This window comes from Rhodococcus sp. NPDC056516, from assembly GCF_042794655.1.
Taxonomy (GTDB): domain Bacteria; phylum Actinomycetota; class Actinomycetes; order Mycobacteriales; family Mycobacteriaceae; genus Rhodococcus_F.
In genome coordinates, this window is record NZ_JBHTTG010000002.1 from 422,233 (window position 1) to 437,681 (window position 15,449).

The window sequence follows — 15,449 nt, forward strand, 5'->3', positions numbered from 1 at the left end:
CCCCGTCGTGAGTTCCGGATTGGAACTCGTCGCAGCACAGCATCCTGCCATGAAGCCGGACGCATCGATCTATTGTTGCCAGGCACCGGCGAGTAGTCCCCTGGTCTCCCGCAGCAGTTGCGGCATCACCTTCACCCCACCGAGCACGGTGATGAAGTTGGCGTCGCCACCCCAGCGAGGCACTACGTGTTGGTGAAGGTGCTCGGACAACGAACCGCCCGCAGCGGCACCGAGATTCAGGCCGACATTGAATCCGTGAGGATTCGACACACTCTTGATCACCCGCAGCGCACGCTGGGTGAACGCCATCAGCTCGGCGCTCTCCTCCGGCGTCAGATCTTCGAGAGCCGCGACCTTGCGATACGGAACCACCATGAGATGCCCGGGGTTGTACGGGTACAGGTTCAGAACCGCGTAGACATGCTCACCGCGGGCAACGATGAGCCCTTCTTCGTCCGACATCTTCGGGATGTCGATAAACGGCTCACCCGTCGTACCCGGGGTGTTGGGCGCCTCGGTGATGTACGACATCCGATGCGGCGACCAAATGCGCTGCAAATGGTCAGGGTCGCCGACGCCGTGGTCGATCAGCGAACCTGGTCCCTCGTCACCGGGGGCGCTCACTGCGCCACGCTTGGCTGCACCAGTTCGGCTGTCGGCGAGGCATTCTCGCGACGGCTGATCCACTCGGTGATGATCCGGACGGCGTCGTCGACGGGAATTCCGTTGATCTGGGTTCCGTCGCGGAAGCGGAAACTGACTGCGCCGGCTTCCACGTCACGCTCGCCCGCCAGGAGCATGAACGGGACCTTCTGCGTGGTGTGGTTGCGGATCTTCTTCTGCATGCGGTCGTCACTGAAGTCGACCTCGGCGCGCACACCGGCAGCCTTGAGCTTCTTCGTGACGTCGAACAGGTGATCGGCGAATGCCTCCGCCACCGGGATTCCGACGACCTGCACCGGCGCCAGCCACGCCGGGAAAGCGCCGGCGTAGTGCTCGGTCAGAACGCCGAAGAACCGTTCGATCGAGCCGAACAGAGCGCGGTGGATCATGACCGGACGAGTCTTGACGCCGTCGTTGCCGGTGTACTCGAGCTCGAACCGCTCGGGCAGGTTGAAGTCGAGCTGAATGGTCGACATCTGCCAGGTACGGCCGAGTGCGTCCTTGACCTGAACGGAGATCTTGGGACCGTAGAACGCGGCTCCGCCCGGGTCCGGCACCAGAGTCAGGCCGGAAGCTTCGCCGACCTCGGCGAGCGTTGCGGTCGCCTCTTCCCAGACGTCGTCGCTACCGACGAACTTGTCGGGGTTCTTGGTCGACAGCTCGAGGTAGAAGTCGTCGAGGCCGTAATCTTTGAGCAGGTTCAGCACGAACTGCAGCGTGGTGGTCAGCTCGTCGCGCATCTGCTCACGGGTGCAGTAGATGTGAGCGTCGTCCTGAGTCATGCCGCGCACACGGGTCAAACCGTGGATGACGCCGGACTTCTCGTAGCGGTAGACCGAGCCGAACTCGAAGAGCCGCAAGGGCAATTCACGGTACGAACGTCCGCGAGCACGGAAGATCAGGTTGTGCATCGGGCAGTTCATCGGTTTGAGGTAGTAGTCCTGGCCCGGCTTACGCACGGTGCCGTCCTCGTTGAGTTCCTCGTCGACGTGCATCGCCGGGAACATGCCGTCGCGGTACCAGTCGAGGTGACCGGAGACCTCGTACAGATGGCCCTTGGTGATGTGCGGGGTATTGACGAACTCGTAGCCGGCCTCGATGTGGCGGCTGCGGGAGTAATTCTCCATCTCGGTGCGGATGATGCCGCCCTTGGGATGGAAGACCGGCAGACCGGAGCCGAGTTCGTCGGGGAAGCTGAAGAGGTCCAGTTCGGTACCGAGCTTGCGGTGATCGCGACGCTCGGCCTCGGCGAGCAACTCGAGGTACTCGTCCTGAGCCTCGGCGGACTCCCACGCGGTGCCGTAGACACGCTGAAGATCGGCGTTGTCCTGATTTCCGCGCCAGTACGCGGCGGAGCTACGCGTCAGCTTGAACGCCGGGATGTGCTTGGTGGTCGGAATATGCGGACCGCGGCACAGATCGGACCAGATCTTGTCGCCGGTACGAGGATCGAGATTGTCGTAGATGGTCAGCTCGTTGCCACCCACCTCCATGATCTCGGGATCGTCGATTCCGGACTTGTCGTCGATGAGTTCGAGCTTGAACGGCTCGTCGGCCAACTCGACCCGGGCGTCCTCGATCGAATCGACGACTCGACGCGAGAAGCGCTGCGATCCCTTGATGATCTGCTTCATGCGCTTTTCGAGCTTGGTCAGATCTTCCGGAGTGAACGGACGATCCACCGCGAAGTCGTAGTAGAAGCCGTCTTTGATCGGCGGCCCGATGCCCAGCTTCGCATCAGGGAATTCCTTCTGGACCGCCTGAGCGAGGACGTGGGCCGCGGAGTGTCGGATGACGCTGCGACCGTCTTCGGTAGATGCCGCGACCGGCTCGACGTCGACATCGGCATCAGGAGTCCACGACAGATCCTTGAGCGTTCCCTCGCCGTCCCGCACGACGACGATCACGTCGGGCCCCTTCGTGGGGTATCCGGCTTCGCGCACTGCAGTCCCGGCGGTCGTCCCCGCGGGCACCCGAAGTGGGGCGGCTGAGTGCTCTGGCGCGGGACTGGTCACGGCGATGTGCTCCTAAGGTATTGCGACAAGTTAAGGCAGGCGTCGTACCCACTGCAAGCACGCGCACGATCATGTTATCGGCCCTACCGACATGTCGAGACAACCGAGTGAAGGAAACCGACCTCGTTCAGCTCACAGTGGCGACTCGAGCCACGAGTAGTCCAGCCCTACCCATGTCCCGATCAGGCCGAAGGTGCCGAGCACCCACAAAGTCGCCAGGACGAACACTGTGGTGAACAGAACGCCCAACCCTTTGACGAACAGCGACTGCTTGCCGAACCATTCCATGAACCTGTCGTATCGAGCCTTCGCAAAATGAAGGAGTCGATGAGCCCAGGCGAACTCCGACGCCAGGATCCCCAGGCCGGCGAACACGATGAGCCATCCGGGGCCGGGGTACGGAATAGCTATGACACCTGCGGCGAGCACGATCACGCCTACGACTCCGACGCCGATGCGGTACGCAAGATTGAGGGTGGGCCGCGCGGCGATTCCAGCGCGCCACCGCTCCCAGCGGGACTCTGCGTCTTGGAAGACGGACAGGTCTGAATCGTCGACGGGAGAATCGACCTTTTCGGTACTCAAGTCGGTCACCTTTTCCGTCGCGAAATGTCTCTTCGACCAGGCTACCGAAATCGTCGACCGGCGACCTGCGACGACGGTCTGCATGTCGAAATAACTGTGCTCTCGAACGACTGTGCTCTCGAACGACTGTGCTCTCGAACGCCTGAAGGCGTCCCCGATGATCGGGAACGCCTTCAATGTTTTCTGTGGTCCCGGCTGGGATCGAACCAGCGACCTTCCGCGTGTGAAGCGGACGCTCTCCCACTGAGCCACGGGACCGTAAGTCATCCGAACGCATGCGCTCGAACGAGTTGGAACATTAACACGGCTGCGCGATGAATACGAATCACCAGGTTGGCATTCGTTTTGCTCCAGGCGACCCCGAAATCTACGAATTCGAGCTGATTCCAGACCGTATTCATCGCCGAGACGGACAGTTGCAACGCGCGCGACGGGCCGATTCGACTCCGAACACGCCACTGAGCTGGTGATTTGTGTGTATCCGACACGGTCGGCTAATGTTTCCAACGCACCGAGGAGAGCGAGCAGCTCCCCAAGCAACACGGTGCGATGCGGACGTGGCGCAGCTGGTAGCGCACAACCTTGCCAAGGTTGGGGTCGCGGGTTCGAATCCCGTCGTCCGCTCGAGAGGTGTGACTCAACCTTTTACGGTGGAGTGGCCGAGTGGTGAGGCAACGGCCTGCAAAGCCGTGCACACGGGTTCGATTCCCGTCTCCACCTCGCGCGATTAGCTCAGCGGGAGAGCGCTTCCCTGACACGGAAGAGGTCACTGGTTCAATCCCAGTATCGCGCACCACGTCAGGCCTTCGGGCCTGATGGTCAAGGCCTGCTTGCAGGTCTGATAAGTTAGAAAAGTACTGAGTTCCGGTAACGGAGTTCATTGCTCATGCGGACGTGGCGCAGCTGGTAGCGCACAACCTTGCCAAGGTTGGGGTCGCGGGTTCGAATCCCGTCGTCCGCTCCATTTTTCTCCAGAACCCGCGCGATTAGCTCAGCGGGAGAGCGCTTCCCTGACACGGAAGAGGTCACTGGTTCAATCCCAGTATCGCGCACCATTTGAGAATGCAAGAAGCCGGAACCTCAGGGTTCCGGCTTTTTGCGTTTGAGCGCCGAACACATCAACCGCAGTACTGACGCAAGCCCCCTCGGGAATCCACGTCAGTACTGCGGTTGATGTAGCTGATCAAGGTGATGGAGCTGATCAGTGAGAGAAGCGGTTCGCTGCCGAGGTCATCGCGCGCAACGAGGACTCCGTGGACGACTCCGCAATACCCATCGCCCAGCTCCGACGTCCGTCGCACTCGGTGAAGATGAACGTCGCGGTGCGGTGACCGATCTGGTGCTGGTGGAAAGACAGGATCTCGAGCGAGATTCCCGCGTCGTGCAGCATCGAGGTCATAGCCGAGATCGCGCCGGTCGAGGTGGCGGACGCTTTCTGGATGCGCTCCCCCAGACCGAGCGTCGCTTCGAAGGTCCACCGACCCGGTGCAATCTTTTCGGATGACCACGCGCCCAGACGGATCGGGCCGCTCATTGCCGCGTACGTGGACTCGAACTCGGTCCAGGACATCGCAGAGCATTCGGCTCGCAGGCCGGCAGGCAGAGATTTTCCGTGGCGCGCCGCGAAAGGATCAGCAGCCGTAGAAGAAGAATCAGAAGCGAAGGCGAAGTTGTAAGTCATGATCGTGGTCTTCCTGGAATGAAGTGGAGGACCAACTGGTAGCAAGACGACCCGCAGCGAGGGGTCGGTCCGATTCAGACCCCGCTACGGCGGCTTACTACGAGAATTCGCTTCATGAGAGAAGAGGCTAGGCGGCCTGGTCCCATAAAGCAACCCAGACCGCTTCCGCACAGCAACCCAGACCGCTTACGCACAGGTCAGACCTGAGCCGCCTTGTGGTCGGCGATCAACGCGCGGTACCACTCGAAAGAGGTCTTCGGTGTGCGCTTCTGAGTGTCGAAATCGACGTGCACCAGACCGAATCGCTCCTTGCATCCCGCGGCCCATTCGAAGTTGTCGAGAAGCGACCACACAAAATAACCGCGGACGTCCACGCCGTCGTCGATGGCCGACCGGAGGGCGCGAAGGTGCACGTCGTGATAATCGATTCGTGCTTCGTCCTCGACGATCCCCGCGGCATCCGGCGAGTCGTGGAAAGAACATCCGCTTTCCGTGATGTAGATCGGCGGCAGTGCATCACCGAAGCGCGCGTGGAACGTCCGCAAGATCTCGCCCAGTCCTTCCGGAACGATCGGCCACCCGAAATCGGTTGTGGGATAACCAGTTATCGCGACAGGAGCAAAGGGCAGGCCTGGCGGTAGGTCGACCTCGAGCACGCCCTCGGTCCCCTGGCCTTCCACTGGGGCGGCAATCATCGTCGGCTCGTAGTAATTGATCCCGTACCAGTCGAGCGGCGCCCCGATGATTTTCAAGTCCTCGTCGACAGGGCCCCTGAGCAGCTGCGCAAATTCGTCTGCGGGGTACTTTCCGACCAATACCGGGTCGGCGAACATCCAATTGACGACGTGGTCGTAGATGTCGGCAGCCATCACGTCTTCCGGGGAATCCGAAGCTGCCCGCACCGGAGCATGATTGGAGGCGATTCCGATGTTCGTGCACCCGGTTGACCGAAGCGCTTCGACAGCGAGGCCGTGCCCGAGCAGCTGGTGATGCGCGGCCTGGAATGCCTCGAACCCCAAGGCCAATCCCGGGGCATGAACTCCCAGGGCATGGCCGTAGAGCGTGTGCACTACCGGTTCGTTGAGCGGCATCCACATTCCGACGCGATCCGACAGTCGCTCACCGACGACCTGCGCGTACTCCCCCAGTCGATACGAGGTGTCGCGGTTCATCCAACCGCCCTGCTCCTGCAAGGCGAGGGGCAGATCCCAGTGAAAGAGCGTGACAGCGGGGGTAATTCCGACCGAACACAGTCGATCGATCAATCGGTCGTAGAAGTCGAGCCCTTTCGCATTCACGGTCCCCGAGCCGGTGGGGAGAATTCGCGACCAGGACAGCGAGAGCCGATAGGCGTCGAGCCCGAGCTGTGTCATCAGTTCGATGTCCGATTCCCAGCGGTGATAATGATCGGCAGCGACCGTCCCGGTGTCGCCCCCGACGACTACACCGGGACGGTCACAGAACTCGTCCCAGATCGACGGTCCGCGACCGTCTTCGGCCACAGCTCCTTCGATTTGATAGGCCGCAGTAGCGGTTCCCCAGACGAAGGAAGACGGAAATTCTGTTGTCGGCTGCCGAGTCATGTCGGTCAGTTAATCAAAGAACCGTGCAAAACACGCAGCTTTGTTGGACACTCGACCAGTATCAAGATCCAGTACCGTTCGGCCTAACCGAACGAACGAGACAAAGGCCCTGCTTGATGACGGATAACACCCGCACCCTGACGAGGGCCCGGATCGCCACTTCGGTGGCCTTCGGACTTCAAGGATTTCTGCTCGCCGCCATTCTGACGCAGCTTCCGCAGTACAAGGACTTGTTCGAGCTGAGCGAGACGCTGGTGGTGGTTGCGGTTGTCACTGTGTCCGTCATCGCCGGCCTCGGCAGCGTGCTCGCCGAGATGCTGGCGGTACGGACGTCGAGCAAGATGACTCTGCGAACCGGACTCGCCGTCATCGCAGTCTTCGGTGGGGCAACGGGTATTGCGCCCAACGCGGCGATGTTCTTCGTCTTCCTGGCGATCTACGGCATCGGACTCGGCATGGTCGACGCGGCCGCCAACATGCAGGCGGTCTCGATCCAACACGCCAAGGGCCGGTTCATCCTCTCCTCGTTCCATGCTTCCTGGAGCGTCGGAGCGATTGTCGGCGCTCTCTTCATCTCGGCAACCGCAAGTCTCGACATTTCGATCCGCGTGACGCAGGTGATCGCGGGAGTTGTTGTCGGACTGATGCTTCTGGCCTTCGGCCCGCAACTGCTGGATCGGTCCGAGTCTCCGGTTGCCGATGCAAACATCACGAGCACCGCGAAGTTCACCGTCCCTACCCGCGCCTTTGTCCTCCTCGGCGTCGCGATGGCTTTGTTCTACGCGGTCGACTTCAGCGTCGGAAACTGGTCGACTCTCTACGTCAAGGACGAACTGCTCGCCGACGCCGGGACCGCTGCCCTGTCCGTGGCGGCGTACCAAATCGCCGCACTGATCGCACGACTGACCGGCGACTACTGGGTCGGGAAGTTCGGTGAGACCACCGTCGTGCGGATCGGCTCTCTGATCGGCGTAGTCGGTATGACAGTCGTTGTGCTCGCGCAATCTCCCGCCGTTGCCATCGCCGGTTTCCTCATCGTCGGACTCGGGGTACCGGTGATCGCTCCGATCTGCTTCAGCGCCGCCGGCCGGATGGCTCCCCCGGATCAGGTCGACGCGGTGATCGCACGCATCAACCTCTTCAACTACGTCGGCACCGTGGTCGGTGGTGGCATCGTCGGCGCAGTCGCTGCGTTCAGTGACCTTCGAATCGGGTTCCTGATTCCGCTGGCGTTCTGCGCGATCTTGATAGTCCTTGCTCCCGCGTTCGCACCGAAACGAGCCACGACGCCGGTCGCCGAGAACGCCGCTTGAGCATCACGCTCGACGAAGGTGGTGTACTTGATCAACCGAATCATGTGCGCGAGAGGTAGAAACTGAAGTGACGATCACCGTTGACCGGGCCGGAATCTGGGATTCCGAAGCAATCGCCGACGTGGCAGCGGTGACGTTTCCGCTGGCTTGTCCGCCGGACGCATCCGACGACGACATCAGTGCCTTCATCGACAACGTTCTCTCGGTCGACAAGTTCTCCGAGTATCTGACGGACCCGACACGAACCGTTCTCAAGGTCATTCGCGACGGCTCGATCGTCGGCTACGCGATGCTCGTCGACGACGAGCCCGCCGATCCGGACGTCAAAGCTGCTGTGACACTTCGCCCGACGACGGAACTGAGCAAGTTGTACGTGCTTCCGGGAAACCACGGAACCGGCGCGGCAGCATCCTTGATGGACGCGGTTGTCGACCATGCACGACGCAGCGGAAGTGCCGGGATCTGGCTGGGTGTCAATCAGGAAAATCTGCGTGCCCAGAAGTTCTACACCAAGCACGGTTTCACCCAGGTCGGCACGAAGACATTCCTCGTGGGCGCACAACTGCACCACGATTTCGTGATGGAGCGCCCCGTCAGCTGACGGGCGTGCCGATCAGCCGGCCGCGACCTCGAAACGAGAAAGTGCGAGCAGACGCGAGGTCGCGCGCAGGTACTTCTTCTTGTACCCGCCGGCGAGCATCTCGGGAGTGAAGATCTCGTCGAGGCGTGCGCCGGAGACGGTGACCGGGATACTCGCGTCGTACAGGCGGTCGGCGAGAACCACGATGCGCAGTGCAACCGACTGATCTGTTGCGGGGTGGACGCCGTCTATGAAGACGGCCTTCACACCCTCGACCAGCTTGTTGTACCGCGACGGATGCAGGGTGCTGAGGTGCTTGCACAGCTCGTCGAAGTTGTCGAGCGTGGCGCCGTCGATGGCGTCGGCCCGAGAAACCAATTCCTCCGACGAGATGGGCTCCGGCGCGGGCGGGAGGTCACGGTGACGGTAGTCGGGGCCGTCGACGCGAATCGTCTCGAAGATCGAGCCGAGCTTCTTGATCTCGCGCAGGAAGTCCTGAGCGGCGAAGCGACCCTCACCGAGCTGGCCGGGAAGCGTGTTCGACGTCGCGACGATGGACACGCCGCGCGCGGAAAGCTCCGAGAGGAGGCGGGAGACGAGCATGGTGTCGCCCGGATCGTCGAGCTCGAATTCGTCGATGCAGAGAACGCTGTGGTCGGCGAGCGCTTCGACAGCCTTGTTGAAGCCGAGAGCGCCGACGACGTGTGTCAGCTCGACGAAGGTTCCGAACGCCTTCGGCGACGGAACGCTGTGGAAGATCGATGCCAGCAAGTGCGTCTTACCGACACCGAATCCACCGTCGAGGTACAGGCCGGCGCCGGTCGCCTGGGTCTTCTTGCCGAACAGTCCACGGCGTCCACCACTACGGATCTTGGTGACGCGCTTGGAGAATTCCTCGGCCTTGGCGACAGCAGCTGCCTGGCTCGGTTCCTTCGGATCAGGAATGTAGGACGCAAAACTCACCTCGTCGAACATTGCGGGAGGCACCATTTGAGCTACCAGTTGATCGGCGGGTACCACCGGGCTGCGATCGACAAGACGTTCATGCATCCGTCAAGGGTATCTACGTGATGTGATCTCTCATGTGCACCGTATGGATATTGCGACCTACTTCACACCAGGCCACGAAGACGAGCTCCGCAGCCTGTATGCCTATCCGGAGAATCTCTCGCAACCCTGGATGCGCGTGAACTTCGTTTCCAGCATCGACGGGTGCGTCTCCGTCGACGGGGTGAGCGGTGGACTTGGCACACCTGCAGACAAGTCGGTTTTCGGGATCTTGCGCGAACTCTGTGACGTCGTCGTGGTCGGCGCAGGCACAGCGCGAGCCGAGAACTACGGGGGTGTGCAGATCTCGGACGCAGCCCGGGCCCGACGCACGGCCGGCGGCCTTGCTCCGGTGCCACCGATCCTGGTCGTCTCGGCGCACGCGTCGATCGACCCCGGAAGCCGACTCCTTCGCGATACCGAAGTTCCACCGATGCTTGTCGTCGGTCGCGACGCGGACTCCGCGTCAATTTCGGCGCTGAGATCTGCCGGAGCGCAGGTGGAGGTGACGGACTCGCCGAACGTCACCAGCGGCGACATCGACAGGGCTTTGTCGGTTCGCAAGCTCCGTCGTGTGCTGTGCGAGGGCGGACCGTCACTTTTCGGGCAGTTGATCGAGGACAATGCCGTCGACGAGCTCTGCATCACCACGTCACCTCAACTGGTGGGGAGCAAAGTCGGCCGAATCTCACTCTCCCCCAACGCAATGCCCACAGCCATGCGTCCCGCGCACATCCTCGGCGATTCGGACGGCACGATCCTCACTCGATGGGTTCGTCAGCAGCCACGTCGGTGAACCTGGCACTCTGGTCGGCATGCGCAGAGTTGCTTTGATGGCCGTCGTCCTCGCGACGTGTTGTGCGTGCGGCGCCGGACCGTCGCTTCGGCCCGCCGTCGCGGTCGAAGGCCGCACCGACGGCAGCCCTGCCCAGAGCGACGGCCCGTCGCCCGATGCGCCGCCGGCTGTCCCTGGCGTCCCGACCGACGACCTACCGTGGCGAGACTGCACCGGCACGTCACTCGCCGACCAGGCTCTCGCAGCGTCGAGCGCCGGAGTCATCCTCGAATGCGCAGAATTCAGTGCCCCCATCGACGTGACCGGCGCCATCGACGGCAACTTCACGGCCGGGTTGACCCGCGCTCGTACGTCGTCGACGCCTGCCGACGCATACCCGATCGTGTTCACATCCGGCACCGATCGTTCGTCGGGAAACTCGCTCGCCATGCTCGCCGCATCCGGCTTGAACACGGTTCTCGCCGAACATCCCGTGGTTGCCCTCGATCGCCGCGGAATCGACAGGTCCACCGCAATCGACTGCATGACGCCGGAAATTCGGCGCGGACTCCACGATCTGGGCCAATTCGACTCGGACACCACCGGTGACGCCGCCGATGCGGTCGCGGCCCTCGGTCACGACGCCACCATTGCCTGCACGGACTACCTCGACCCCCAAGAACTGAAGTTCGGCGCCGACTCCGCAGCCGAGGACATCGACGCCTTGCGCACACGGTGGGGCGTCGAGACCATCGCTCTGTGGTCAGCAGGGTCCGGCTCGGACATAGCGCTGAGCTATGCGGCAGCCCACCCGAACAACCTCGCGAGATTGATCCTCGATTCTCCCGCTCCTGCGGCCACTGACGCTGCGACCGAGGCCGAAAGCCGCGTGCAGGGCGAGGAAGCGGCATTGGCGGCATTCGCCCAGCGATGTGTCGCGCTGGGGTGCTCGCTCGGACCAGATCCGAAAAAAGCGGTCACCGACTTGATGGAACGCGCTCGGGCCGATGAATTCCAACCACTGTCCGCCGCAGCAGTGTCTAACGCGATTTCGGCAAGCCTGTGGACAGCCGGAACCAATCGTGAGCAAGAAACCCGCTCACTCGCCGATGCTCTGACCGCGCTCGGTACCGGAAACGCTTCACCGATTCGGGAGCGCGCCGCCCGGGCGGAGAACGAGGTGGACGGCGACGGCCAGTTCATCGGACGGTGCACCGACGGTATGCAGTGGCCGGGGATCGGGCGTGTCCGCGAACTGGCGGACACGTGGGGCACCAACTATCCGGTATTCGGTCGAGAAGCCGCGCTCGGATTGCTCGCATGCGCCAGCTGGCCGTCGACCGCCAACTCTCCCCTGCCAAATCAGTTGAAGCCCCCAGTCCTCGTGCTGAGCGGTCAGGGTGACCCGGCCGTCGGGAACTCCGGACTCTCGACCGTCACCGGCGTCGTGACTAACGCAGGGTCGCGCTTCGCAACCCTGGACTGGCAGGGTGCGGGTCATCCCGCGGCGCAGTCGACGTGCGCTCAACAGGCGATGCGCCTCTACCTCAGCGACGCCTCCCTGCCCAGCAACGGAAGCGTGTGCCCGGCCTGACTCGGGCGCTTGTCCACCACGACCGAAAAGGGGTGCATCCCCCGATCACACCCTGCTCCGGTGTACCGTGCCGAAGTGTTCCTTCGACAGCTCGAGCCGCGTACCGGGCGGACAACCCAACAAGTCGTCAACTTCGTTTTGTGGCCGATCGCCGTGATGACCGTGCTCAATCGTGTCATCGTCACAGCAGTCAACGGCGCCATCACCGATGACTTCCGACCGGTCTACAACGCCGCGCTGGCGTTCTGGAACGGGCGTGACGTCTACACCGCAGATTTCAACTCGGTAGACCCCCATTACCTGTACCCACCGTCGGGTTCGTTGTTGATGGCGCCCCTGGCCATCCTCGATCCCGAGCGTTCGCGGTGGCTGTTCATCGGTGTCAATGCCGTCGCCATCCTCGTGGCCCTCTACCTGCTGTTGCGCCTGTTCGACCTGACGATCAGTTCCATTGCCGCGCCGATTCTCGTGCTCGGCGCTTTCATGTCGGAGACGGTCACCAACACATTGGTGTTCACCAACATCAACGGGCTCGTACTGCTCGGCGAAATTGCCTTCCTCCTGCTGCTGATGCGCAAGAAGGATCTGTGGGCCGGCGCCGCGATCGGGCTCACCATCGCAGTGAAACCCACTCTCGCGCCGCTGCTCCTGCTGCCACTCGTTCGCGGCCAGTGGAAGGTGTTCGTCACCGCCCTGGGCATCCCGTTCATTCTCACCGTCGTGGCGTGGCCACTGGCGTCGGATCCGATGGACTTCGTCCGCCGCACCGTGCCGTACCTTCTCGAATCGCGTGACTACTTCAACAGTTCGATTGTCGGAAACGGCGCCTACTTCGGTCTGCCCGAATGGTTGATCCTGCTGCTGCGCGTCGTGTTGGCCGCCATGGTCGCCGTCTCTCTGTGGCTTCTGTACCGCTACTACCGCAACGACGAACTCTTCTTCCTCACCACCGCAACCGGTGTGATCATGACCGCATCGTTCCTGCTGCCCTCGCTCGGCCAGATGTACTACTCGATGATGCTGCTCCCGCTCCTGATGTCCGTGGTGCTCAAGAACTCGGTCATGCGGAACTGGCCGGCCTGGCTCGCCGTCTACGGCTTCATGACTTTCGACAGTTGGTGGTCGAACCGCTGGCCGACGTTCGGTCGGGCCGCCGAATACACCAAGAGCACCCTCGGCTGGAGCCTCCTGCTGATCGTGATCTTCTGTGTCCTCGGATACCGGTATCTGGTCGCGCGTCGCGAAGGTCGCTTGGATCGCGGAATCGATCCCGCCTACCTCCTCGATCCCCCGCTCGCAGCCGTCTCACCTGCCGGCGAAGCCGAAACGGCGACAAAGCATTAGCGTGGAGGCATGAGTTCTTCACACGATGGCATCGACAGCACACCTGAGGTCACGTACACCGAGAGCGAGTGGCGCGAAAAATTGACGCCGGAGGAGTTCGCGGTTCTGCGGCAAGCCGGCACCGAACGGCCCGGCGTGGGCGAATACACCGACACCACCACCGAAGGTGTGTACTCCTGCCGCGCGTGCGGCGCCGAACTTTTCCGCAGCACGGAGAAGTTCGAATCACATTGCGGGTGGCCGTCGTTCTTCGATCCCGCAAACTCCGACGCCGTCATCCTGAAGGAAGACGTGAGCCTCGGGATGCGACGCGTCGAGGTGATCTGCAAGAAGTGCCACAGCCACCTGGGCCACGTCTTCGAGGGTGAGGGATACCCGACGCCGACCGATCAGCGGTACTGCATCAACTCGATCTCGCTGGTTCTCAAGCCTGCTGAGTAAGCAGTCCGTGGGCTACCCCCGTGGTACGGGAGTAGCCCACGGTTCGAGACTTCGACTCAGAAGTCCCAGTTCAGCGCAGTCGGGCTCAGACCGGTCGCATTCAGGTCCTCGTTGCGAGCGACAAGACCGTCTTTGACGGAACCGATCCCGCCACCGATCGCGCCGGAAGTGATGTCCGTCAGTGAGGCGTCGCCGCCCGTGACCTCCTTCGTCACGATCGCAGCGGACGCTCCCGAGACCGCGTCGTCGAAGGCGCCTCGCGCGATCTCCTGCAACCTCGAACCAGTCGGAAGCGAGTTCGGGTCCGGCCCGACACGATCCGGCGCCGTCTTCAATCCTGCGTTCGCGAGCCCCTTGATGAAACCGTCGCGCCCTTCGGTCACGACCTTGCCACCGTCGATCGACTGGCGGTGATCCATCGACATCTGGCCCAGTTGAATGGCGAGACCGGAGAAGACGGCTGCCGCAGCTTCCACTGCCGCAGCCTCGATCACTCGTATCAATAATTGCTGCAACAACATTCGGACAGCGAGGGTTGTTGCCATCTCAGCCGCCACGACCCCGGCGGTACTGACACCCAACGTCGGGACAGCGGCCGCCACCATGGCGGCAATTTCGAGCGCCAGTGCGCTCAGCGCCGCGAGGATCGACAGTTTGGTGTACTCGATGTCCGTGCCTGTATCGGTGCACGATTGACCCAGTTCGGCTGCAGCAGAGGACAACCGCTCGAAGACCTCCGCAACTCCGCCGGCCTCCGACCAATACCGAGACAACGAGTCGCCGGCTTGACCGTCGATCGATGCCAGTACGGCCTGCAATCCGTAACCACCGGCAGCGGCCGAAGCCTCGATTTGATCGGCCGCACCTGACCAGGCATCACCCAATCGCCACAGTGCCGTTTCGTCTCCTTGCGGCCAGTCGCTGCCTACCGCGACCGACGCAACCGCCTGTAACCAGCCCGGAATCTCGAGTCCCATCAGAGCCCACCCGCCATGTCGTCGGCGAGCGAGGAGTCGATCGATTCGAAACGATCGGCAATCTCGATCAGCGTGGCGGTCAATTCGCGCATCGCGCCCGCGACCAGCGACATCCCACCAACCGCTGACGCCGAACCGGGAAGATATGCGCCCGAGAAAGTGGTTCCGAACTCGTCGCCTCCCCAGCAACCCTCTTCGGCGGCGACCACTGCGTCGAGAGCGCTCCGAGCCTCGTCGAGATCGGCAGCGACCACCGCGAAGGCTGGTGCAGCACTCTTCATCGCGGCCACGTCCACACCCAGTTCAGACATTGCCGGAGCTCCTCAGAACGGTGCGGTCCCAGTGTTCGTCGCCGGTGACCGGTGTGGAGCTCGGACGAGGCTCGAAAATCTCGCGCAATCCGAGCACACCCGGGACCAGGTCCGGCAAGTCGATTCCGGCCGCCTCCGTGAACGGCTTCGTCATCTCGGCAACCTGTCGGCGCATGTCTTCTGCCGCAGAGGTGGCCGTAGCCAGGATCAGATTCCCCAGTGCTGCCGGCGAATGCTTGCCGTAAGAACTCCCCGCGAGGGTAACTCCCACAATTGCCCCCGAAGCGTCCACGACGATTTCCACGCAGCCGTCACTCGAACGCGCGCTCGCCGCGGATCGAGCGATCCTCTCCTGCAAGTCCGCCAGCGATCGCGTTCGCTCCAACAGAACGTCCTGCATCGAATCGATCTGGGCCCGAAGAACTTCGACTTGCCCTCGCATCGAACCAACATCCGCTGCACTCACGATGGCCCCCACCTTCGATAGATCGTGACACCTGATTCAGGCGCTCACGAGGTTCGACGCGAGAGGTGGCCGAT

General features: G+C 62.5%; 15 protein-coding genes and 6 tRNA genes. 11 read left to right on the forward strand and 10 right to left on the reverse strand.

Annotation, left to right across the window (positions count from 1 at the left end; translation table 11 throughout):
• Positions 1-69 precede the first annotated feature (69 nt).
• The 4 genes from ACFQ6Y_RS06970 to ACFQ6Y_RS06985 all read right to left on the reverse strand — a co-directional run bounded on the left by ACFQ6Y_RS06970 (position 70) and on the right by ACFQ6Y_RS06985 (position 3,521).
• The gene (locus ACFQ6Y_RS06970; RefSeq protein ID WP_264614478.1) at positions 70-624 is read right to left on the reverse strand and encodes an HIT domain-containing protein; all 555 of its coding nucleotides are present in this window, start codon (positions 622-624) and stop codon (positions 70-72) included.
• Positions 621-2,678 (reverse strand): threonine--tRNA ligase, encoded by a 2,058-nt coding sequence (gene thrS / locus ACFQ6Y_RS06975; protein ID WP_378630525.1) that lies wholly within the window; start codon positions 2,676-2,678, stop codon positions 621-623. The genes ACFQ6Y_RS06970 and thrS overlap by 4 nt, the downstream gene beginning before the upstream one ends.
• 132 nt (positions 2,679-2,810) lie before the next feature.
• Positions 2,811-3,263, reverse strand: a complete 453-nt coding sequence (locus ACFQ6Y_RS06980; RefSeq protein ID WP_230817236.1) for a TIGR02611 family protein — start codon at positions 3,261-3,263, stop codon at positions 2,811-2,813.
• Positions 3,264-3,449: 186 nt separating this feature from the next.
• Positions 3,450-3,521: transfer RNA gene (locus ACFQ6Y_RS06985), tRNA-Val, on the reverse strand.
• A gap of 293 nt (positions 3,522-3,814) precedes the next feature.
• Here ACFQ6Y_RS06985 and ACFQ6Y_RS06990 point away from each other — a divergent pair.
• The 5 genes from ACFQ6Y_RS06990 to ACFQ6Y_RS07010 all read left to right on the forward strand — a co-directional run bounded on the left by ACFQ6Y_RS06990 (position 3,815) and on the right by ACFQ6Y_RS07010 (position 4,318).
• Positions 3,815-3,887: transfer RNA gene (locus ACFQ6Y_RS06990), tRNA-Gly, on the forward strand.
• A 25-nt stretch (positions 3,888-3,912) separates the two neighbouring features.
• A tRNA-Cys gene (locus ACFQ6Y_RS06995) sits at positions 3,913-3,983 on the forward strand.
• Position 3,984: 1 nt separating this feature from the next.
• Positions 3,985-4,059 (forward strand) — tRNA-Val (locus tag ACFQ6Y_RS07000).
• Positions 4,060-4,151: 92 nt separating this feature from the next.
• Positions 4,152-4,227, forward strand: a tRNA-Gly gene (locus tag ACFQ6Y_RS07005).
• Positions 4,228-4,243: 16 nt separating this feature from the next.
• Positions 4,244-4,318: transfer RNA gene (locus tag ACFQ6Y_RS07010), tRNA-Val, on the forward strand.
• 146 nt (positions 4,319-4,464) lie between these two features.
• Here ACFQ6Y_RS07010 and ACFQ6Y_RS07015 read toward each other — a convergent pair.
• Both ACFQ6Y_RS07015 and ACFQ6Y_RS07020 read right to left on the reverse strand, forming a co-directional pair.
• Positions 4,465-4,944, reverse strand: coding sequence for an alpha-isopropylmalate synthase regulatory domain-containing protein (locus ACFQ6Y_RS07015; protein ID WP_166809520.1), 480 nt, complete (start codon positions 4,942-4,944; stop codon positions 4,465-4,467).
• Positions 4,945-5,141: 197 nt separating this feature from the next.
• The gene (locus ACFQ6Y_RS07020; RefSeq protein WP_378630531.1) at positions 5,142-6,527 is read right to left on the reverse strand and encodes a GH1 family beta-glucosidase; all 1,386 of its coding nucleotides are present in this window, start codon (positions 6,525-6,527) and stop codon (positions 5,142-5,144) included.
• A gap of 116 nt (positions 6,528-6,643) precedes the next feature.
• Between ACFQ6Y_RS07020 and ACFQ6Y_RS07025 the strand changes: the two genes are divergently transcribed.
• Complete coding sequence (locus ACFQ6Y_RS07025) at positions 6,644-7,840, forward strand: MFS transporter (protein ID WP_378630535.1); 1,197 nt, start codon at positions 6,644-6,646, stop codon at positions 7,838-7,840.
• Positions 7,841-7,907: 67 nt separating this feature from the next.
• On the forward strand, positions 7,908-8,441 hold the full coding sequence (locus tag ACFQ6Y_RS07030) for a GNAT family N-acetyltransferase (protein WP_378630539.1): 534 nt from the start codon (positions 7,908-7,910) through the stop codon (positions 8,439-8,441).
• A 12-nt stretch (positions 8,442-8,453) separates the two neighbouring features.
• Here the strand turns inward: ACFQ6Y_RS07030 and zapE are convergent, their stop codons facing one another.
• Positions 8,454-9,470 carry a cell division protein ZapE gene (gene zapE / locus ACFQ6Y_RS07035; protein ID WP_003942629.1) on the reverse strand — a complete coding sequence of 339 codons (1,017 nt, stop codon included), beginning with the start codon at positions 9,468-9,470 and terminating at the stop codon, positions 8,454-8,456.
• Between the two features lie 43 nt (positions 9,471-9,513).
• Here zapE and ACFQ6Y_RS07040 point away from each other — a divergent pair, with 43 nt between their 5' ends.
• Genes ACFQ6Y_RS07040 through msrB form a run of 4 tightly spaced genes read left to right on the forward strand, consistent with a single transcriptional unit; the run spans position 9,514 to position 13,621 of the window.
• Entirely contained in the window at positions 9,514-10,263 is a 750-nt protein-coding gene (locus tag ACFQ6Y_RS07040; RefSeq protein WP_378630542.1) for a pyrimidine reductase family protein, read from the forward strand.
• A 19-nt stretch (positions 10,264-10,282) separates the two neighbouring features.
• Complete coding sequence (locus tag ACFQ6Y_RS07045) at positions 10,283-11,836, forward strand: alpha/beta fold hydrolase (protein WP_378630544.1); 1,554 nt, start codon at positions 10,283-10,285, stop codon at positions 11,834-11,836.
• A 60-nt stretch (positions 11,837-11,896) separates the two neighbouring features.
• The gene (locus ACFQ6Y_RS07050) at positions 11,897-13,180 is read left to right on the forward strand and encodes a glycosyltransferase family 87 protein (protein ID WP_378533313.1); all 1,284 of its coding nucleotides are present in this window, start codon (positions 11,897-11,899) and stop codon (positions 13,178-13,180) included.
• A gap of 9 nt (positions 13,181-13,189) precedes the next feature.
• Positions 13,190-13,621, forward strand: a complete 432-nt coding sequence (gene msrB / locus ACFQ6Y_RS07055) for a peptide-methionine (R)-S-oxide reductase MsrB (RefSeq protein ID WP_378533315.1) — start codon at positions 13,190-13,192, stop codon at positions 13,619-13,621.
• Between the two features lie 56 nt (positions 13,622-13,677).
• On the opposite strand, the gene ACFQ6Y_RS07060 is transcribed toward msrB, so the two are convergent.
• From ACFQ6Y_RS07060 to ACFQ6Y_RS07070, 3 genes are read right to left on the reverse strand one after another with little or no spacing between them, the layout of a single operon-like run.
• Positions 13,678-14,598: a hypothetical protein gene (locus tag ACFQ6Y_RS07060; RefSeq protein WP_378630547.1), complete on the reverse strand. Its 921-nt coding sequence runs from the start codon at positions 14,596-14,598 to the stop codon at positions 13,678-13,680.
• Positions 14,598-14,909 (reverse strand): hypothetical protein, encoded by a 312-nt coding sequence (locus ACFQ6Y_RS07065; protein WP_378533320.1) that lies wholly within the window; start codon positions 14,907-14,909, stop codon positions 14,598-14,600. Before ACFQ6Y_RS07065 ends, ACFQ6Y_RS07060 begins: the two co-directional genes overlap by 1 nt.
• Positions 14,902-15,375 carry a YbaB/EbfC family nucleoid-associated protein gene (locus tag ACFQ6Y_RS07070; RefSeq protein ID WP_378630549.1) on the reverse strand — a complete coding sequence of 158 codons (474 nt, stop codon included), beginning with the start codon at positions 15,373-15,375 and terminating at the stop codon, positions 14,902-14,904. Before ACFQ6Y_RS07070 ends, ACFQ6Y_RS07065 begins: the two co-directional genes overlap by 8 nt.
• Between the last annotated feature and the right edge of the window lie 74 nt (positions 15,376-15,449).